Annotated in this window: 15 protein-coding genes, 1 tRNA gene and 3 pseudogenes; 10 read left to right on the forward strand and 9 right to left on the reverse strand. The window is 55.3% G+C overall.

The window, feature by feature from the left end; genetic code table 11:
- The first annotated feature begins 259 nt into the window (after nt 1–259).
- Entirely contained in the window at nt 260–568 is a 309-nt protein-coding gene (locus tag MRBLRC7O_RS13985) for a hypothetical protein (protein ID WP_112539500.1), read from the forward strand.
- A gap of 929 nt (nt 569–1497) precedes the next feature.
- Here the strand turns inward: MRBLRC7O_RS13985 and MRBLRC7O_RS13990 are convergent.
- The 5 genes and pseudogenes from MRBLRC7O_RS13990 to MRBLRC7O_RS14010 all read right to left on the reverse strand — a co-directional run bounded on the left by MRBLRC7O_RS13990 (nt 1498) and on the right by MRBLRC7O_RS14010 (nt 7076).
- A complete protein-coding gene (locus MRBLRC7O_RS13990) occupies nt 1498–1869 on the reverse strand; it encodes a hypothetical protein (RefSeq protein ID WP_112539498.1) in 372 nt (123 codons plus the stop codon).
- Between the two features lie 417 nt (nt 1870–2286).
- A pseudogene (locus MRBLRC7O_RS13995) lies at nt 2287–3950 on the reverse strand (type IV secretory system conjugative DNA transfer family protein).
- Nucleotides 3947–4255: a mobilization protein gene (locus MRBLRC7O_RS14000; protein WP_162706174.1), complete on the reverse strand. Its 309-nt coding sequence runs from the start codon at nt 4253–4255 to the stop codon at nt 3947–3949. Before MRBLRC7O_RS14000 ends, MRBLRC7O_RS13995 begins: the two are co-directional and overlap by 4 nt.
- A 185-nt stretch (nt 4256–4440) precedes the next feature.
- Nucleotides 4441–5367 (reverse strand): nucleotidyltransferase and HEPN domain-containing protein, encoded by a 927-nt coding sequence (locus MRBLRC7O_RS14005; protein ID WP_112539490.1) that lies wholly within the window; start codon nt 5365–5367, stop codon nt 4441–4443.
- Between the two features lie 677 nt (nt 5368–6044).
- Nucleotides 6045–7076, reverse strand: coding sequence for an IS110 family RNA-guided transposase (locus MRBLRC7O_RS14010; protein ID WP_111796833.1), 1032 nt, complete (start codon nt 7074–7076; stop codon nt 6045–6047).
- 379 nt (nt 7077–7455) lie between these two features.
- Here MRBLRC7O_RS14010 and traA point away from each other — a divergent pair, with 379 nt between their 5' ends.
- Nucleotides 7456–11187 (forward strand): Ti-type conjugative transfer relaxase TraA, encoded by a 3732-nt coding sequence (gene traA / locus MRBLRC7O_RS14015; protein WP_112539488.1) that lies wholly within the window; start codon nt 7456–7458, stop codon nt 11185–11187.
- A 235-nt stretch (nt 11188–11422) separates the two neighbouring features.
- Here the strand turns inward: traA and MRBLRC7O_RS14020 are convergent, their stop codons facing one another.
- Nucleotides 11423–11848, reverse strand: a complete 426-nt coding sequence (locus tag MRBLRC7O_RS14020) for a hypothetical protein (protein ID WP_162734263.1) — start codon at nt 11846–11848, stop codon at nt 11423–11425.
- Nucleotides 11849–12069: 221 nt separating this feature from the next.
- Between MRBLRC7O_RS14020 and MRBLRC7O_RS14025 the strand changes: the two are divergent.
- Together MRBLRC7O_RS14025 and MRBLRC7O_RS14030 are read left to right on the forward strand one after the other, a co-directional pair.
- A pseudogene (locus MRBLRC7O_RS14025) lies at nt 12070–12189 on the forward strand (transposase domain-containing protein); the annotation flags it as partial.
- A 408-nt stretch (nt 12190–12597) separates the two neighbouring features.
- Complete coding sequence (locus MRBLRC7O_RS14030; protein ID WP_112539514.1) at nt 12598–13272, forward strand: spermine/spermidine synthase domain-containing protein; 675 nt, start codon at nt 12598–12600, stop codon at nt 13270–13272.
- 199 nt (nt 13273–13471) lie between these two features.
- Here MRBLRC7O_RS14030 and MRBLRC7O_RS14035 read toward each other — a convergent pair whose 3' ends face one another.
- From MRBLRC7O_RS14035 to MRBLRC7O_RS14045, 3 genes are all read right to left on the reverse strand, one after another.
- Entirely contained in the window at nt 13472–13609 is a 138-nt protein-coding gene (locus MRBLRC7O_RS14035; RefSeq protein ID WP_367727459.1) for a hypothetical protein, read from the reverse strand.
- 200 nt (nt 13610–13809) lie between these two features.
- Nucleotides 13810–14163 carry a DUF6998 domain-containing protein gene (locus MRBLRC7O_RS14040; protein ID WP_364653107.1) on the reverse strand — a complete coding sequence of 118 codons (354 nt, stop codon included), beginning with the start codon at nt 14161–14163 and terminating at the stop codon, nt 13810–13812.
- Between the two features lie 15 nt (nt 14164–14178).
- Nucleotides 14179–15450 carry a PAN domain-containing protein gene (locus MRBLRC7O_RS14045; RefSeq protein ID WP_367727460.1) on the reverse strand — a complete coding sequence of 424 codons (1272 nt, stop codon included), beginning with the start codon at nt 15448–15450 and terminating at the stop codon, nt 14179–14181.
- Between the two features lie 182 nt (nt 15451–15632).
- On the opposite strand from MRBLRC7O_RS14045, the pseudogene MRBLRC7O_RS14050 reads away from it, so the two are divergent.
- The 6 genes and pseudogenes from MRBLRC7O_RS14050 to MRBLRC7O_RS14075 form a co-directional block, all read left to right on the forward strand.
- Nucleotides 15633–15896, forward strand: a pseudogene (locus MRBLRC7O_RS14050) (site-specific integrase); the annotation flags it as partial.
- Between the two features lie 197 nt (nt 15897–16093).
- Nucleotides 16094–16174 (forward strand) — tRNA-OTHER (locus MRBLRC7O_RS14055).
- A gap of 48 nt (nt 16175–16222) precedes the next feature.
- Nucleotides 16223–16915, forward strand: coding sequence for a hypothetical protein (locus MRBLRC7O_RS14060; protein ID WP_367727461.1), 693 nt, complete (start codon nt 16223–16225; stop codon nt 16913–16915).
- Nucleotides 16916–17054: 139 nt separating this feature from the next.
- Nucleotides 17055–18047, forward strand: a complete 993-nt coding sequence (locus MRBLRC7O_RS14065) for a site-specific integrase (RefSeq protein ID WP_112539482.1) — start codon at nt 17055–17057, stop codon at nt 18045–18047.
- A gap of 945 nt (nt 18048–18992) precedes the next feature.
- The gene (locus tag MRBLRC7O_RS14070; protein WP_367727462.1) at nt 18993–19985 is read left to right on the forward strand and encodes a hypothetical protein; all 993 of its coding nucleotides are present in this window, start codon (nt 18993–18995) and stop codon (nt 19983–19985) included.
- 180 nt (nt 19986–20165) lie between these two features.
- The gene (locus tag MRBLRC7O_RS14075) at nt 20166–20462 is read left to right on the forward strand and encodes a hypothetical protein (protein ID WP_367727463.1); all 297 of its coding nucleotides are present in this window, start codon (nt 20166–20168) and stop codon (nt 20460–20462) included.
- Nucleotides 20463–20488 lie beyond the last annotated feature (26 nt).

Consider the following 20488-nt stretch of genomic DNA (forward strand, 5'->3'; position numbering starts at 1 on the left):
ACCAGATTTCTGCACCCGGCCACCAACCGTCCGAAAAAACAACACAGCACGATGCAGGCCTCACGCCTTACTTCCGGAACCTCCATCAACAACATGATAAGAATAGGAATAATTCAGCTATTGCTCTGTAAAATTGCACGCCTCTGTGCCCACGCGCCGTGATGCATCTGCGTCACAGCCTGGCGTCAACTTCGGGGCTTTAATCCCACCTTGAAGGCCTTCCATTGACGCCCGTCAGCCGTCCCGGCAACCTCATACCATGACCCTGACCAACAGTTTCATTGCCGAACTCGTCCGCGACGCCAACCGGCTCGAGAACCTCGACGACTATCAGAAGCGCCGCATGCTTGAACGGGCCGTCACAACAATTCGCGACATGCGCGAAACGATCGGAATCCCCTCCGGTCCCGGTCGCGACAGTGTCGTCGACATCCACACCGTCGCCCTGTCCATCGAACACGGATGGCGCAGCGATGACGACGTGCGAAACGCTCTGCTGCACGCCACGATACCGAATAGGGGCTTTGACCTGAGTGAAAACGCAAGTCGTGCGGTACATGTCTTTTAACTGACATGGGGGAGGATTTCCAAGTTCGGCACTAGCCACTACGATCTCAACGCGGTCGCCTGGAACATCGATCCCATCCGCCAGAGCGTGTATCCCTCTCTACTATTTCGTTTGTGGTCGAAGGAGCGGCGTTTCAGTCTGGCAGTTGCGGCCGTCTACAGTCTCCGCCTCGACGGCCTGAATGCAATGGTGTCGAAGCGAACCAGTCTCCCCTCTCTGAATGAAAACGAACCGATCTACCCTCGCTCCATCGAAATCTGACAGCATAGTTATAATGTTTTTGCAAATTCATTATAACGGGATCGGGCGATGAAGCAGATTGACCTCGTCGGGCCTCGTATTAATGCCAGACAACGGCAAGCTCGCGTTGGCAAATGCCCTTGGTGTCACGGTAGACCGACTGGGTAAGGCGTAGGGACATGGAAGCAGAAGACAGCACATGCGACCCGGACCTCGCCAAAGATGCGGCGGGCGCTTTCATGGTCGTTGACGTCGCAGACCTGCAGCACGCCTGCGTTTTATGACTTCCCAGCAAAAAGCACGCCTGTCCTGTTGCTCACTTCGACGCTATGGAGGAGTGCGTTCCCGTTAGGACAATCTCCCACATCAGTTGATCCTGATAGATGACGAGCAGCGCTTGTCACGCTGAAACCGCTGTGAAATTTCCGCGGGCGGCAAGAATGCGTCTGAAACACCCATTATAATGGGTCAATTCATTGAAAATCCGCCGTAAATGACCCACTGAAATGGGTCAATAAAGCCTGACGCCCATGCTGCGAGACGAAGACATCAAGTCCGGCTCGCCACTGTATTCGTGTGGAGGAGATTATCGAGCCGGAAAGCCCGATCTGCACCTGTGGCGGCGGCCTACATCGCATCGGAGAGGACGTGTGGGGCACATGCGTCTGCACTTTCACTGCAGGAACAGCTCAGAGGGGATACTTTTGATCGCAGAAACGGACGAGTCCCGCCATCATTTGAGTATCCTTTTCCATCATGGTAGCGAGAATGCCGCGACGTTCTTGGTAAATTTGTTTCGCTTCTAGCTTAGGTCGCCCTACGCTTTCAAATTCTTCCTCAGAAGCCTTCAACTGCTTAGCGAATTTCTGTTGATAATCGACGGATTTACCTTTTTCGCCTGCCTCTTCGTAGCCTTCGGCAAGGAGGGCGAACAAAGCGCCGCATTGGATTCCAGTGTCGTTGTAAGGTGCTTTCTCATATGGAATTCGCGTCTGCGCTTGGACCGGCGAACCGCCAATGGCCACGCCCAGAACAATAGACGATAAAACGACGCTCCGCATATTCGCTCCCAAAGCAATCTGACATACAAATTGTCAAAGCCAACGCGGCCAAACTTTACCGCGTATTTCTAAACCATTCGATGAGCGCATTAGGAAAACTGTCTCGAACGGCTTTGGTCGAAACTGCTCACAAAGACCGCGTCGAGGTTTAAGGCGCACGCCGAATACGGTGCACGTCTCGTGTCACTACGAAGACGGGCTTGGCAAAAGTGAAACTCTCTCCATCGGCCTCGAAGCTCTCGATTTTCTGCCGAACAGCATTAAGCGGTCGGACTTTGATATGGCCGAATAACTTGCGTTCGCGAACTGCGTGGCCAGTGAATTGCGCGCAAATTGCCTTCACAATCAAGATAGCCGGAGGGCCGCGCGTACAAGGATTTGACGGGTTGTCGAACTGCCTTTTTACCACCATTCCCGTTAAACTGGATCGAACATCTCCCTGAATTCCGGATCGGCAAAATAGGCGAGCTTTTCAGCAAATATTGGTCGTTGTCCGGCAAGGAACAGCAATTGTCCGTGCGCCGGCAGATTGCGCACCTCATCAGGGGTGAGTAGCGGTCGGCCGGTATGTTGCTGGCTGTAGGAGATCCCGGTCTTATCGGAATCGAGCGCTCTCGCCATCGTCTGGAACACGACCGTCTCCTGCCCGAGCAGATCAGAGATGAGGCGGGCGCTGTCATGATCGTTGACGCCGAAGACCTGCAGCACGCCGGCGTTTGACAGGAAAGTTCCGGCTCGATGACCGTATGTGGCACGCAACTGATGGATGTCCTGGAGGATGGGCCAAAGCTGGACACCATAGCCTGCCATCAGACCCATTGCGCGTTCGACTGGAGCCAAATGCCCAAGGGATGCGAACTCATCGAGCAGATAGAGAACCGGTGTCGCCGGCTTTGTTGTATCGCGGGCCATTTCGAGCAGGCTTTGCGAGACAAGCAGTCGCAGCCAGCCCGAATAGGTCGAGAGGCGATCAGGAGGAAGGACGAGGAACACCGTCATGTTGCTGTGCTTGAGATCGGCAAACCGGAAATCAGAGCGGCTGAGGACGGCCGTCATGCGCGGTGAATCGAGAAAATGCGTATGGCGTTGGGCTGCGGACAAAACGCCTGCAGCTTCACGATCGGATTTTCCGAGGTGGCGGTTTGCGGCGCGCGCGACAAGACCTCTTGCCGCATCGCTTTCCTGCATACGCTTGAGCAGCGCTGCGAACTGTTCCGGAGCAAGGGTGAGATAGTCGCGGAGTGTCGCGAGGTGCCTGCGTCTCAAAGGCTCAGATGCAACGATCTCGAGCAACAATCCGCCGATAAGAGCTTTTGCCTCCTCGTTCCAATGCGCCTCGCCTGCCATTCCCGGTTCGTCGAACACGAGAGCGTCGGCAAGGGTGTTGGCGTCGTCCGCGACATCGAGGCTGTGGGGATCAAGCAGGGCCAGCGGATTGAAGGCGGCCGAGGGTCTACCGGTGACCCCGAAAGGATCCAGCACATGAACCGGCCCGAATTTCTGGCGAGCACGACCGGTGATTCTTGCATTCTCACCTTTCGGATCGACGCAGATCACGGAGCGGTCGGCGGTCAGCAGGTTTGGGATGATAGTGCCCACCCCCTTGCCGGTTCGCGTCGGTGCCATTGTGAGCAGATGAGCCGGGCCATCATAGCGCAGAGGTTTGGCTGATTTTGTATCACGACCAATCAACAGGCCGGAACCGGATAAGGTGAGAGCGGCTATCTCCTTGTCTGTCGCAAAGCGGGCGGAGCCATGGGTCTCATCGTCATTCTCCCAAAATGCAAAATCAGTGGAGTGGTGATGAACCAAAAGGTGATAACGGCAAGCGCCAGCAGGGTTAAGAGACCTGGGATGATGTGAACAAGCGAGCCCCGCTCGAAACCCATTTGCTCGAGGAAATGACCGCCACCCATGCCGATCACAAAGGTGACGTTGAACAGGATGAACATAAATCCGAGGAGCCGTTTCCAGATTCGGAAGGGCATGGCGATCAAAGCGAGAAATGCCCAAAGCGGATCACGCGCGGCGGCTCGCATCATGTTCTTGAATGCGTCCCGAGAAAGTCGCAATCGGTTCATGGGGTGCCCTGCACGCTGTCACCATTCTCTGCTGTGCCCGTCAGTCCTTGTCCGATCAGATCGGCAAAGAGCGCCTTGTCATTGTCACGCGTCAGAAAGCCCGGCAGTTCGCGGCGCAGCCAGTCACCGAGTTGTTTGTTGAACTCCTGATCATTCGAGGTCTCCAGGTGATGCAGAACGAGCGACCCGATCAGGACCTTGCGGCGCATATCGTTGTTGCGCTCGGTTTTCGCGAGCCGTGCCTTGAGCGCGGAACGTTGCGCATCCAGTTCAGCCAGGCGCTGTTCGATGGTTTTCCTTGCCACGATTATTCCTTTCGATTGCGGTCGCACCGGAACTGCCGCTGTTGACTGCGGCTTCGTTCCTGGAAGACAGACCAGTTTCTATGAGGAGATCGACATAGCGATTGAAAGTGGAGGTTGGACTCTATGGTTCATGACGCTGTAGTGGCTGTTGCCTGGGCTCAGGATTACTCTGCCACCCGCGAAGCTCAGTCGCTAGAATTTGCGGCTTGTCCCGCGGCCCGTTCAAGGTTTTGGAGATTTTCAGCACACACCACTTTAACAATGTCGTAGAGCACCGATGCTCGGCTCATTATCCAAGAGAGACCTTCTTCTGACATCTCGTAGTGTTCAGAATACCTGGCTTTCACATACGCCTCATTGAGAAGATTAAACCAGCTGACATATCTGGCTTGGTCGCGAGGCCAAGCGTCGATCAGCCTGACATCACGATCCTCGGAAAGTCCTCTTAGGAATTTGAGGTTATGGGATGCTGGCGTGTGATTTGTAAGGGTAAGAAGTAGAGCGCCGTACATGTGCTCCACTGCTTGGTGCAACTGAAAGGCAGTGCCCGGAAGGTCTCTGTTTTGCAGGCCGAATAGTGAGAAATTCACGAAACTATCGATCACCTTGAAACGATTGGCAGCATTCTTTCGCGCCACCTCAAAAGCTTCGCGCGGCATCAAGACTTTCGGCTCGGCGAGTTCTCTGTCATCAAGTTCGTAGAGCGCAATGCCATCACGTCGGATATCGCTGAAGAAATATTGCCCTTCCTGCAGGAAATTGCTGATTTCTCGAGCACCATGGACAATGAGGCTCACGGGCGTCTCGATCTCCTTGTCCCACATCAGCCGGTCTGTTGTCTTGTCCCAGTATTTGGGATCGGCCAGTTCCTTGTTGCTGACGATGACGAGGATATCGAAATCCGAGCGATAGCCTTTCGACGTATGCGGTTCATCCACCCAGGTGCCACGCGCGTAAGAACCGAACAGAATGATTTTGAAAATCCGCCCATCCCTCTTGGCGTCAGACTTCGAGCGCTCCACCAGATCAGCAAACTCTTCCTGAATAATTCCGACGACGCGCGCGAGCTCGCGTTGCTTTCGTTCTGGCAAATGTTCAAGGCTGGTCTTCATGTCTGCTCCGCTTATCGACGGTGTCCTGTATGAGCCATTCCAGAGGCCTTTGAAACTCCGATTTTTGGAAGCCACCAAACGAATGCCTGTCTTCCTGGGCGATGCACATTCGATCTTGAGGCAACCGGCTCTGATTTATGCAGATGGTATTGCAATACCTTCATTCCTCAATAGCGAACATTCAATGGTACTTTATCCTAGGTTGTATATCGCGTCCCGGTTTTTCCCAATCGCAGGCGCTCCGGGCGCCATACGGTGGCCGACTGAGTGGAGCGCAGAGGTTACGAAGGACCGTTAACGACGCACCCTATCCAACCGCTGCAGCCAGATGCCCGCCTGCATTGCCGCTCACTTCGACGCAATTTTGGTAACACAGCCACGTCAAGAAAGGCACGGTCATGGAGGCGGCCATCACCATCCAGACAGGAGTGCGGGCCGCCCCCTAATTGGAAGCGACCCGCTAGATGGATGATCGACGGCAAGGCAATTGGAAGCGCTGCATGAGTCCTGACGGCATAACCTCTCAAGGTCGCCATTTTGCGAAACGCAGAGCAAATGCCTATAGCGGTCCCGTACTCCAGGTACATCTAGTCATTCGGACAATTCGCTCTCTAGTGCGCTACCCGTTAGCTTACCGCCGACCACCACCTATTCAAACGCCCAAGATTATCGCTGCGTCACGCTGAGGCTTCTCGGCCGTATGTCGGATCGTAAACTCCCCCATTTGTCAAAAGAGCCCAAATGATGCGCGCTATACGATTTGCCACAGCGATAACGGCAACTTTGTACGGTCGTCTCGCGCGCAATCGACTGGCCCAACGACCGATTGGAGTTTTCTTATCTCGCATCATGATTACTGTGCCCCCGAGATAAAGCATCGTTCGGAGTTCGCTATTCCCCATTTTCGTAATGCGCCTCAGAACCGAACGACCTCCGCTTGAATGCGTGCGAGGAGTAAGACCCAGCCATGAAGAGAAATGGCGGCCAGACGGAAACCGATGGATATCAGGAATTGTCGCAATAACGCACATTGCAATTTTCGGGCCAACACCAGGTATCGTCAGAAGCCTACACGCGTTCTCATCGTGTCGGACACGTCGCTCAATCTCTTTGTCTAGTTTCGTGACCAAATCATTCAATCGATGTATCTGGTCGCAAATGTCGGTGAGAGCCTGTTTCATAACTGTAGGCAGGACGGTATCCGCTGCGGTTTCCATCAGATTTACTAGTTTCGAATAATTTTGAATGCCCTTTGCCGCTATTAGGCCGGCCTCCGCTAGGTGCCCCCGCAGCGCGTTTACGAGTTGAGTCCGTTGTGAAACAAAAAGGCTGCGGGTTCGAAAAATCGTAATCGCCGCTTGTTGGTTCAAGGTCTTGACTGGAACGAAGCGCATTGTCTTTTGCGTAAGCGCAACATTAATTGCCTCTGCATCATTGGCATCGGTTTTGCCGCGTTTCACGAAGGGCTTCACGTAACTGGTATGGATCAACCGCACGTCATGCCCAAACTCTAGTAACTGGCGTGCCCAGTAATAACTAGTAGCGCAGGACTCCATTCCGATCAGGCATGGTTTGAGCTTGCTGAAAAACTCCAGAACGTTCTCACGTTTGATCTGCGTGTTGAAAAGAGTTTCTCCGCTCGCATCTGCTCCATGCGCCTGGAAAACCTGCTTGGCTATATCGAGCCCTACCGTCGCCACGTCCTGCATCGGCCACTCCCTTGAAACCTTGGGGATCGATGCCACGATATCATCGCTCGATTTCAAATTGATGATGTGAGCACATGACGCCGTCTTCGGTGTTCGTTCAGGCCTCGGAGAGCCCGCTGATTAAAGTCTCGATGTCCCCCTGACATCGACCTGACCGAATGTCCCATTCTTTCGGTGGGAGAAAATCACCTCCCCTGATTGATGCGTTCGCTTCCCTGCTCAAACACAAGAAATTGCCTCCATTCGACCACTACTTTTAGTAGTCGAAATGCCCGTTCGTTGTTGCTAGCCTCGCCACCGGTAAACAGACAAGGGCGCACTTACGACTTGCAGCGCGTTTGGGCGTTTGGTCTCCCCGTTTGCGTATCGGAGATTTCGTTTGGCGATTTATCATCTCAGCACGAAACCTGTCTCGCGCTCATCTGGTCGCAGCGCTGTCGCATCTGCCGCCTACCGTTGCGCGGTTCTTCTCGTCAATCAACGCGATGGCCTTGTGCATGACTTCACCCGCAAAGAGGGTGTCGAGCATAATGAGATCGTGCTGCCGCAAGGCGTGTCTGCCGACTGGGCTTTGGATCGTTCGAAATTGTGGAATGCTGCCGAGTTTGCAGAAAAGCGCAAGGATGCCCGTGTCGCGCGCGAATTCGAAATCGCGCTTCCACATGAGCTTTCGCCAGAGGGGCGACTGAAGGCTGCGCGTGCCTTTGCCCAGGATCTGGCAAACCGCTATGGCGCGGCCGTGGATTTTGCAATCCATTCGCCAAGCGAGCATGGTGATATCAGGAACTACCATGCGCATGTGCTGATGACGACGCGACAGGTTGGCAAAGCCGGCCTTGGCGAGAAGACCTGTCTTGAGCACAAGAACGCACGGCTGTTGGCAAATGGCATGGCGACGACCGACATGCAGCTTCGCGATATCCGGCAATCATGGGAAGGCATCGCCAACCGTCAGCTTCAACGCGAAGGCCTGGATGTTCGCATCGATCATCGCTCGCATATTGAGCGCGGTCTTGAGTTGTCGCCGACCGAACATATGGGCGTGCACGCGTCGCAGATGCAGCAGCAAGGAATGGCAGTCGAGCGTGGCCGGCTGGATGACGAGGCAGCACGGCAAAATGCCGAGCTGATCCGCAAAAAACCGGAACAGGTTCTGACGCTGATCAGCCATGAGAAGAGCGTGTTCGATCGCCACGACATTGCCAAAACCTTGCATCGCTACATCAACGATGACGCCCAGACATTCCAGAACGCCTTTGCGGCTGTTTTGGCATCACCAGCGCTCGTGGAACTTCAGCCTGAGCGCATCGATGCCGAGACAGGCGAAGTGTCCAATGCGCGCTATTCGACGCGGGACATGATCGATCTGGAACTTGGCATGGCGCGATCGGCGGAGCGGTTGCATCAGGCGCATTCCCATGGCGTCGATCCTCGCCATGTCGAGCGTGCCATGGAAAGGCAGGATAACGCTCTTCGGAGAAGCTCCGGCGGAATGTTAGCTGCGAGCGATCCGTCAGCGGGATTGTCGGACGAACAGCGTCATGCGATTGCGCACATTACAGGTCCAGAACGCATTGCAGCTGTGGTCGGGTTTGCAGGCGCTGGAAAGTCCACCATGCTGGCAGCCGCTAGCGAGGCGTGGGAGGCGCAAGGCTATCAGGTCCATGGTGCGGCACTTGCCGGAAAGGCTGCCGAGGCTCTTGAGGAAAGTTCCGGTATCCAGAGCCGCACGCTTGCGTCATGGTCTTACAGTTGGGACCATGGTGGGGATCTGATCGGTCGCGGTGACGTGTTTGTCATTGACGAGGCCGGCATGGTCGGGAGCCGTCAACTTGCCCGCTTTATCGGAGAAGCGGAAGAGCGCGGCGCAAAGATCGTTCTTGTCGGGGACCATGAGCAGCTACAGGCAATCGGGGCCGGTGCACCCTTCAGGGCGATTGCCGAGCAGATCGGCCATGTCGAACTTTCAAATATTCGCCGCCAGCGCCATGATTGGCAGAGACAGGCGTCGGTTGCCTTTGCGACCCACAAGACGGCCGAGGGGCTGGCCGCCTACCGCGATCACGGCGACATCCACTTTGCGGAAAGCCGCGACAAGGCGATGGCGCAGATCGTGCGTGATTATCTTGCCGATAACGAAGAGCATCCGCAAGGCACCCGGGTTGCCATGGCGCATCGCCGTGCCGATGTGCGAGCCCTCAATGCCGCCATCCGCTCCGAGCTTCAGAACAGACAAAGGCTGGAGCGCAGCCACGGGCTGGGCGACGATGTTGACCGTGGGGATGGTGAGGCCGGTCGCGAACTCACCTTCCAGACCAACAACGGCAAGCGCGCCTTCGGCCCCGGTGACCGGATCATCTTTCTCGAAAACAACCGCGACCTCGGCGTCAAAAACGGCATGCTTGGCACGGTCGAGCATGTGGAGCCGGGCAAGATCATCGCCCGGCTCGATGGTCGAGGTGGCGACAGTGTCAGCATTCCGACAGACAGCTATCAGGCGATCGACCACGGCTATGCGACGACGATCCATAAAAATCAGGGGGCGACAGTCGATCGCGCCTTTGTGCTGGCGTCCCGCACCATGGATCGGCATCTGACCTATGTTGCCATGACCAGGCATCGCGACGGCGTGCAGCTCTATGCGGACATCAAGGAGTTCACCAATGCGGGCCGGCTGGTTGATCACGGCATTGCGCCCTACGAGCATCATCGCCAGGCGCGAGAAAACTATTTTGTGACGCTGGAGAATGACAAGGGCGATCAGCGCACGGTGTGGGGTGTTGATCTCAAACGGGCCATGCGAGATGCATCTCCCGCAATCGGGGACAGGATCGAGCTTCAGCATGAAGGCGCCACGCCTGTCACGCTTCCGGATGGCACGCAGGCCGAGCGCAATGCGTGGCGTGTCGTCAAGGGTGACGCGTTGGCGTACCAGCAGCTGACAAGCCGCCTGTCGCGTTCCGGCGCGAAGGAAACCACCCTGGATTACATCAGCGACTTTGCCGAGCGGCGCGGGATCGCAAGCGATAGATGGATCGCCAGCGACCCCTGGATCGGGCAAGAGTTTGGGGTGAGAAGCGAGATTGAACTTGCTTCCGCCAAAGATGAGCGTCAAGAGGTCTTGTCCCGTGCGGCCCATCTGCAACGGGAGCAGCAGGACCGGCCATCGGAGCGTCAGCAGGTTTACGAGGAACGTGCCGGCGATCTGGCCGGTCCTGTTCACCGCGAAGATCAGCACAGGGCTGAGGACAACAAAGGCTATCGCCGCATCCGGTGGTCCGAGGTTATGTCGCAAGACGGCGCCATCCCTGCCCCCACAGAAGATGTCAGCCAGCAATTGCCGATGGGACCCGGCAAGCCCACTCCGCTGGTGCCAGCCATCACCCGTCACCACCGCAGCATCGAAGAGGTGGCCCGGGAAAAAGCGATGTCAGTCATCGATCACAGATTCGATACGGTGGAACCTCTCGCGCGGCGCGTGTTCCGCGACCCGGTCGAGGTCGCCGCGAGACTGCGCACCGCGATGACCGAGAAGGAAGGCAATGGCAAGATCATGGCAAAGGCCATGGCCGAGCAGCCAGAGCGCTTCGGGGAGCTACGCGGCAAGTCGGGTCTGTTCGGGAACAACAAGGAGCGGAAAGAGGCGCTGCAATATGCCAGGTCTCTCTCAGCCCATATTGGCTATGTCTCCGAGGCATGGGAGCGCCGGCTTGGCGAAGAACGCGCGAGCGAACGATGGCAGCGGGAACAGCGTGACGTCATCGAGGTCCCTGGCCTCACGCCGCGTAGTGCCGAGATCATTGCCAAGGTGGAGAAGACGCCGTTGGAGAAGCGGAGCCAGTTTATCGCGGAGCTGCGCTCGTCAGCTGAGGGCCGAGCCGTGCTCGATGAGGCAAAGCTGGTCGCTGACGCGCTCACGCGGCGGTTTGGTAGTTCTGATCCCCGCAGGTTCGCCAAGGAACTCGAGGCACGCACGGAGCTCGCAAAGCAGGCCGAGCAGATCAACACAATCGCCCGCATGGTGGATCGGACATGCCATGCCGAGCTTAGCCATGACCACGCGCTGAGACGGGAGCTTAACCGGTCTAAGGGGCTTGGACTGAGCCGATAGTAGGCGCCGACGACAACATTGGCGTCTTTTAATCGGTCACCCTGGAAGGTGCGCCACGCTTCCAGATTTCCTAGGCGTCGCGATGGACCTGACCCGTCGCGACCGGAGCATTCCGTTCCGACGTGTTTGGTAAGCGCCGTTTGCCGTGCAACTTGACCACACACGTTTGCCGTTTCGAACGACTTCCGCTGTCAGGCGGATGGCAATAATGCGTCAATTGCAGCGATCAGTAAGCTTATTCCACGATCAGAAAAATTCGCCCGATTTTGATCCTCGGCCTTAACACCGACCTTATCTCAACGTCGTTCTCTTGGCCGCGAAAAAGATCGAATTTTCGTTCGCTTTGGAAAGTGATTTTCGACCGACCTGATGTGAACGAACAGTCCTTTGGGCACTGAATAGTCAAATCTGCAGACTCGACTGCCCCCTGGCGACGCCAGGTAACAACCACTTTGACGCCTGATCCTGAACCAGAAATGATCTCGCACTTACTATCGACCCGGCAATGGGCTTCACCAACGATGGGATCTGCCAGCCCGTCCAGCATGACAGCGGCTTGAATACGCCACTCATCGAACGTACCGATTTGGGCTGAAGCTGTAGCTGTTGACTGGGCAACGCACGCCATGACCGAAAAAAGAAAATATGTGCCTTTAAGCATGTGGCCATCGCCCCGGGCTCCGCCCGCTATCATCGCACCATAGGAGCCGCACATTGTGACCCAATCACGGCTAAGCGCCGACTGCTGTCCTCGGAGCACACGACTGATCCCTGTGAGCTCCATGTTAGCAACTCATCAATCTGGCTATGCTTGTGCCAGCTATGATGCCGGAAGCGTTGGTAACAAGTTGATTACTCGGCATAGTTCCCCGGTAGGCATAAACTGCAAGGATGAATTCTGTCGATCCCCAGGTTTGGCTGACGCAGACGGTAAAGCGCCTACCAAATGGCTGGCCTAGCAGCGAAAACGATGCACTTATGCGGCAGAGCTACAAGGCCTGACCGGCCTCAGCCTGTCGCTTACCGAAAACCAGCGGCAGGCGGTAAAAAGAGAAAAATCAAAGCGGGTCTTACGTCGCACTCAAAATGCGGCATACCTGCAAGGGTATCGTGAGTTCGAATCCCACCCTCTCCGCCATCATGAACCTTGAGTAGGCGACGGTTCCCGGACATATAAATCCCACCAGAGCAATTTGTCGGAAAAGAGATTCCATTCATAGGGCCACGCTCCTGGCACTCAAAGGATTCTTCCCAACCATTTCCACGGCACCGGTAGCCACACAAGCGCAATGGAATTCGGGCCTCCAGACTCTTTTCGCGGGCGCTCTTTTTCTATCCCCTGATATTCAGATGCCTCAACACTGCGCCCATGCTACGAGGTGGCCAGACGCAACACAACGAGATATGCCGATGCTTACCTGGATTCAGCTTGATCGCGCGACCATTCCCGGAAATGGGGGTGAATTGCGCCTGAAACAACGCGGGAGCGAATTTTCCATCATGCTCGGCTCGACAGAGCTGATGAACAGCAGGTTGAGCGGCTCCGAAGAGGCGCTGGCTACGCTGTGCTGTGAGCGTATCGCGGGACGGAACAACGCCAGCATCCTGATCGGTGGCCTCGGTATGGGTTTCACATTGCGGGCGGCCCTAAGCGAACTGCCAGACGATGCTCGGGTTACTGTGGCGGAGCTTGTTCCGGCGGTGGTTGATTGGGCCCGGGGACCGATGTCGGATCTCCACGAGGGCAAGCTCGACGATCCCCGTGTGGCCATCAGTATAGGTGATGTTGGTTCGCTGATCCGGTCCCAGAAAACGGCTTACGATGCCATTCTGCTCGATGTCGACAACGGTCCCGATGGGCTGACGCGCGCCTCCAACGATAGCCTCTACGATCGCAGCGGTCTTCTTGCCGCCAGAAATGCCCTGCGTGCGAACGGTGTGCTTGCGGTCTGGTCATCTGCACCGGATAGCGCTTTCACACGTCGATTGCGAGAAGCGGGTTTTGCTACCAATGAGGTGAATGTGCGCGCCAATGGAAAACGCGGCGGTGCCCGCCATGTCTTGTGGATGGCGACCAAGCGCTAGCATTCCGGTTCTCCCTGCGGTGACCTGCAGGACCATATCAGTTGGATGTCCGGATTGGTTGCTGGCGCGCCGGAATTATCTTTGGCCCCGTTTGCGGGGCATCCTACGCATCGTCGTGATCACAAACGGAGATCACTATGGCGACCATCAGAAAACTCAGAGGGCGGTGGCAAGCAAAGGTGTGCCGTCGCGGAATGTCTCACAACAAACCTGCTGCCGCGTTCAGACAACGAATGACATCGGCACCAAGCTGCTGAGTGTTTTTCAATCCACCCTTGGAGTTTAACAAATCGACCCCGATATCTGCCGCGACCGAACGTAGCGTCTCTTTGACCATGACCTTTTGCGGTTCTCCGTTGCGAAAAATACGGATCGCGCCATTTTCATATTTTACAATCTCGAAGTCGGAATAAGGAGCTTTCCCGGCTATTTCAAGAGACTCAACGGGACGTTCTTCGCGCGTTGCCCGTTTGATCAGATAGACAAGCTTGCTACCCTGTTCCCGCGAGCCGTTTCCACTTGCGCGTCCAAAAGCTCTTACACCGAGACGCCTTTTTCGTCATCGATGTTGACCCGGAGGACCATCACGCGATCCACATGATTAAACGTGTTCAGATTGAAATCGACGTGAGTGGAGCTGGTAATGGTTTTGACCGATATTCGTTCATTTGAAGCGGACACTACGTCATAGCCCCGCTGATTGGTATCGAGGGCCATCTGACCACGAGTAATCATCGCGGCGTAAAGTTCGCCAATGCGCCCAGTCAGGTGATTGAGCTCGCCGGGGCTAACACCCCAACTGATTTCCTTCTCGAGCCAAGATAGCGCTTCAGCAAGCGACTGGATTATCTGGACTTGGGTGAGTGTTGGTCGGTCGGTTACAGCAAGCATGCTCTTGTTTCCGTTTCAGTCCAAGCTGATGATCTTGGCAGGTGCAAACCGTTCCAGCTTTTTCAGTCCGGATACCATTCCTTTGCCCGGCATGGGTGTTCCGACCGCACCTTTCAGCCAACATTCTTTCTTCGGCTTGATATAGGTAAAGGCCACGCACTGCTTCTCATCGATGCACGCCAGACGACATTCCAGAGGAGTTCTCGCCGAACGCTCTGGACGCCGGGATAAATCGCCACCGGGTAGATCGACGTCATCAAACAGAGCTGATTGCGGATCGATCGCTCCGAGCATGAAGGCAGATGGGTCTGCTTCTGCTCCACTCAGAAAACGACCTGAGAAGGCAACGCTATTGCCGTCAGCTCGCCCCGCGCTGGATTTTAGAAAGCAGTTCGGACCTTTCTTGATTTTGGGATTCGCATTGTATGTGAAAGCTTTGCACTGGCCGTTCATAATCTGACAACGTTGAGCACATTCGCTAGCGTCCGCGACCCGCTGCGATGAAATGTCGTCACCGAATAGGTCTAGCCCAGTGTAGATGGCAATGCGATTGGGTCGCCGTGTGAACTCATCGAGGGTCGACAGTTTTGCCTGTTGTTTTGAATCTGGCGCAGGGGGCGACGTGCGACTATCTCCCAGAAGATCAGCATCAATTGGTTTCTGGTCGCTATCTTGGCCAGCGACTGCCACGGGAACATTGATAGTCGTGGGTGTCGTTGATCGTTCCTGCGCCGTTCGATTGAGCATGTATTTCTCCACCTCGTCTTGGCTGAATATATGCATGTCATCAGGGGGCGTCTTAAACATGACGTGCATGACGTCTACTGGCGTTCCAAAGCGATTGAGGACTTCGATAATGTCCGAGATCGCGAGTTGTGCGCCTACTAGGTCCGGCGAGTCGGACGAAATCTGATGAACACCCAAGGCTCCATCGACCTTCCGCAAATTACCGGCGAGAAAAACGAACGAACAGGCGGATAAGCACTTGCTTTCCTTTGGAATGTAGGTCGCCAGCTTGCGTTGATGGATATCGTCCGCAATGAGCAAGCCCATCTGGACATTGCCACCGGGACTATTGAGGGTGACGAGCTTCGCATTTGGCGCTGCCTGGAGCGCGCGGCGAAAATTTAGGCCTGAATTGACGTCGATATCGCCACTCAATGCGATCACGTCCGGATTTGCGTCACTTACAGCAAAAGGGCCGAATGTTCTCTCTCCGGCAAATGCTCCGGAAAAAGTTGCCACCAAAATAACGCTGGCGCTAACAAAGCGAAGTAATCCACGCATACGCAATACCCTTTACCCATGCATATCAAACTATACTGACGCCGCGCGTGCAAGGCGCTCAATTATAAATCGCCTATGATTTTTGGTTGCAGTCAATGCGTGTGATTGCTGCGCCGAGATAATCCTTGGCCCCCTCTCCGGGGCATCCTACGCATGATCGACAATGAATGTTGGAGATCACCATGGCGACAATCAGAAAACTCAGAGGACGTTGGCAAGCGCAGGTGCGCCGTCGCGGCTTGAAGCCCCGGTGCAAATCTTTCGACACGAAGCTCGAAGCTGAAAAGTGGGCGCGCGACCTCGAAGCACAGGTCGACAGGTTCGGTGCAGCCCCTGACACGAAAATCCTTGAAAGCACTACGCTCGGACAGCTTCTCGAACGATACCAGCGCGAAGTTTCGCCTTTGAAGCGCGGCTCCGTGGTCGAATGCACCGCACTCGAAATGCGGCATACCTGCAAGGGTATCGTGGGTTCGAATCCCACCCTCTCCGCCATAATTTGGCTTAGACCGTAAGGTTTTCTCCGAAATAAGCTGTTTTCTTTTGCCATTTGTGACGCTGCTGAATTGGCTAGGGCCACACTGCCGGCACGAGCAGCTCTCTCATTCACCTAAGATTAACGAATGTCGTAATAAAAGCGCCGTGGGTGGTAGCTTAGCAAGGTAAAGCGTCCGTAGAGGCTCCGGCATCTACGGGAGACCTCGGTTCGATTCCGGGCCGCCAGAGTGCAAGTAACGGTGCATTCTGGCGGCTCGGAATCTAGGAGAAGAGTGTGGACGACGCTAATCGTAAAGCTATTTATGAAGCTCAGTGCGAAAACGTTAGAGCTCTTCTCGCTGCTCGTAAGCAGATCAAAACCAATATCAATGAGGCGTTGAGGTCGAGCAAAGACCATCAGGCTAAGGCATTAACCAAAACGTTAGCCGTAGTGTTTACGGCATGGGTCGAAGCTAGCTTTTCTAAGTTGCTGCATACTCCGGATGGTTTTGATCTGGACGAGATTGCAACGATCAAGGCCGCATCGAGTAAAAATGTTGTCCGGGGTTGGGAGAAGTGCATCGAAATTGCTATTCAAGACCATGACGCTGATATGAGCGGCTTTGATCAGTCAGACAGGGATCGTCTTCAAGTTGCAGTCCAAGACTTAATTAAGGATCCGAGTGAGCTCAGGAACAAGATCGCTCACGGCCAGTGGGTTCGTGCTCTAAACGGTAAAAATACAGACGTTAATGAAGTTGCCACTGCGGCAATATCCGAGCTGTCTGTTGTAAAAATAGACATGTGGTTTGATTGCCAGTCAAAACTCTCCGTAATAGTCGAGCACCTAATTGTATCGCCGAATAAAGCATTCATTAAAACATACCGTAATTTGATGTATCAGCTTGAGACTATGTATAGTCAGCGTTCGAAATGGACGCTGGAAACTAAGAAATCACGCCTTAAGCAGAAAAAATCTTCCATTTGATCTATATGTATTCTCGAAAGTATTTGGTATATAGCTTTTAAAATAACGATTTTCTTGGTTGAGAAACGGTGCCGGGATAATCCTTGGCACCCCTTCAAGGGCATCCTACGCGTGAACTTCAACAACAGTTGGAGATCACATGGCTACTATCAGAAAACTTAGAGGACGCTGGCAAGCGCAGGTGCGTCGTCGCGGCTTGAAGCCGCGCTGCAAGAGCTTCGACTCGAAGCTCGAAGCTGAAAAGTGGGCACGCGACCTCGAAGCACAGGTCGACAGGTTCGGCGCTGCCCCAGACACGAAAATCCTTGAAAGCACGACGCTCGGGCAGCTTCTCGAACGTTACCAACGCGAAGTGTCGGCTCTGAAGCGCGGATCCGTGCAGGAGATCCAGCGGATCAATGTGCTGCGCCGTCATGGTCTCGCCTACCGGACACTGATCGGACTGAGCCAGCAGGACATCGCGTCCTTTCGCGACGAGCGCCTTCAGTCCGTAGCTCCATCTACGACTGTCCGCGAGCTCGCTATCCTGAGCCACGTCCTTGAGGTCGCTATCCGCGATTGGGGCCTGCCGCTCGCAAAGAACGTCGTGAAGTTGGTTCGCCGTCCGGTTATCCGCAATGAACGGAGCAGGAGACTGACGGGCGACGAGGAGCGACGTCTGCTTGATGGCTGCGACGGCGGGCAGACGCCATACTTCAAGACGCTGCTTATCCTGGCGATCGAGACCGGGATGCGCCGAGGGGAGATCCTCGGACTGCGCTGGTCCGACATTTCGCACAACCGCCGCGTCATCACACTCGCCATGACCAAGAACGGCTCCGGTCGCGAGGTGCCTTTGTCTCAGCGGGCATTTGACGCCCTGATGGATTGGAGGGCTCGTGCGCCGGTAGATCAATCTATGGTCTTTCCAATGACGCCTGGAGCGCTTGAACAGGCATGGCGCCGATTGCTGATCCGGGTCGGGATCAAGTCGCTACGCTTCCACGATTTACGTCACGAAGGCGTCAGCCGTCTCTTCGAGCGCGGTCTGAACGTGATCGAGGTTTCCACGATCAGCGGACATAAAGAGCTCCGGATGCTTAGGCGCTACTCACATCTATCAGCCGACGATCTGGTCGCGCGCCTGGAATAGATTCATCTAAGGCTGACGACGTTGCCTTGCGCAACGTTTACATCAACCTTGCCTGAGAGCCGCATGCGTCAAGGTTGCGGGCAGAATTGACTGCAAATATGAATCTAAAGTTGCATATTTCCTTGCCGAGACCTGCGAAAATGCCGAATTTTCATTGCCGACCTTTACACGAAGTTTACATTAACTTGACGGATTTGTCCGTTTCGAGCGTTTTTGGCGTCTGTGTAAAGGTTGCGCAACCCGCCTGAGTTGCGTTGGTCGCTTGGTGACTCGTCTCCTGCCAGTCAACCAGCTGTGTCTGCCAAATTTCGCGACCGGCGCACGGTTGAGCCGGATGTGCAACGCTACCGACCCCTTAGGTGCCAGTGGCGAAAACATATTCACCGGCGTGCCAGGACGCAGCCGTAGATCAATTTATTTCAGCGTATCCTCGCATGGGGATTCGCGCCAGCCCGACACGAAGCTGACAGCAGTCGAGCGGCACCAAAGCCCCGCGTCGCCGTGGACGATCGAGCGCCGAGCGTCTACCTCTCTTTCATGTCCGCCCGGTGCCGTTGGACCTCCTCTGCCATGGCTGCGGCGATCCACGGTCGAGCTCTGGTCTATGAGCAAACATCGAAGTCCTAGAAGCAATTAAGCTGCACGATGGGGATGCATTCCGTAGTGGCGACGTTCCGGTGACCTATCCTCCCATGCCGCAAATCGACAGAGAGACTCACAGGCGAGCATCATCTGCCCGACGGCACAAGCTTCATCACTTTGATCAATGGAGCGCGCCTACGCGAAACCTCGAGTCGAAGCGCACAAGCCGACGCTTGAAAATTCTTTGGCGACCTTATGCGCTCGCCTTGCCGTCTCGCTATAACTGTAAGTGAGCAAGCGCTTGCCCATCATCGAAGAACAATAGCCGGACGATTTCTGTCGCCCGAAGGAGAACCTGTGCCAATGGATAAAGCAAAGCTTGATAAGCGGATTCAAGATGTCGTTCGCATGCGGACTGTCCTCCACCCCAGGGACTGGAAGGACGAGAGCCAGTTGATGATGAGGCGTTGGTTTGACTACCGCTTCATGTCCCCGGTGGAGGCGACGATGATCTTCGGACAGCACTACGTTGCTGGGCTCCGGCGTTATGTAAGGCGCAACTTTGATGTCGGGCTTGCTGAAAAGGTATCGGTCATCAAGGGAGCAATCCCCGCTGCCCGCGCACCCTGGTATACCGAACTTTGGCGCGCACGCGCTCGGACGGACGAGATGTTTGTCCCTTACGATTTGTTGGTCGACTTCAGCTTTGACTTTGCGTCGCGTCGGAAGCGTTACTGGACCATGAGGCCGGGCCAGCTTCATGCCTCGAAGAAGAATGGAGAGGCATGGCGGGCATTGTTCGACGAGCACGTTGAAGATGTGCTCCCGCTCCGCATGAAGAGCGTTGCAGAGATCCCGCACTACCGGGCAGAGAACTACATTGGTTTGCCGCCGCAGGAGCATTTTCGTGAGCTCATGCTTTCAGAGATGCGGCACGAGCACAGGCCGCTGGTTGATCAGATCGCAGACCGCGTGTTCATTAAGCGTCACCTGCCCCTGGAGCAGGCTCTGGCCCTTGCGCGCCCGAACACCGATCTCGCAGAACTTACGCGCCGTGCGAAGACCGCAGCCGACGATCGTGCCTGGGAGGTCAGGCCGGTCGTCAAGCTTGATGAAGCAGATCTACTCCCCAGCTGTTTCGGAATCGCCGAGACCATCGATGTCAATCGTGCGCCGTGCGACCTTTGCCCGCTAATAGCTAGATGTAGCGCCGCATCTGCTGAGGCCATCGATATCACCGTCAAGATCACCGGGTCCGCATCCCCTGTTCTGGACGCAGACCGGAAGCGGATCTCTATTAACGTCGCGAACCATCGTAGGAAGCCAGTTGCCGCTCCGGTCAAGTTTTGCCAATAAACGCCGAGCCGGGATGTAATCACTCCCTATTATAGCTCTTTCTTTCAAAGAGTATGTAAATATAGGGAACGATTAAGAGGTGATATCATACCGGCAAGTCGGTTAAGCCATCAGCTACGAAAATAGATAGCGTTCCAGGGAAAGCGCGGTTGCAGCCTTTTTCTATTTAAGGAAGCCAAAATGAACTTTACTGATATACGCCGGTTCTTTCGAAACCGCGTCAATTACTACGCCTACATCCGTGACAGCCACTGCGTGGGCGTTCACGACGGTTGCCGCTTGACTCTGCGTCAGCTGTGCGAATGCCTCGCTTTCGATCCGGAACCCTTCCCTCTCGAATACGAGCCTGAATTTCGCAGGCTCTGCGGCAAGCTCTACCCCATGTGGCGTGATAAGCGTCGCACCTATAGCGACGTGGTTGCCGTGCTAAACCAGAAGTTTGCAGAAGAGGAGGGACACGTGGCTACCTTCGCATGACGGAAAATGCACGCTGTGTCGACGAA

Source organism: Agrobacterium radiobacter (assembly GCF_040801995.1).
GTDB lineage: Bacteria > Pseudomonadota > Alphaproteobacteria > Rhizobiales > Rhizobiaceae > Agrobacterium > Agrobacterium radiobacter.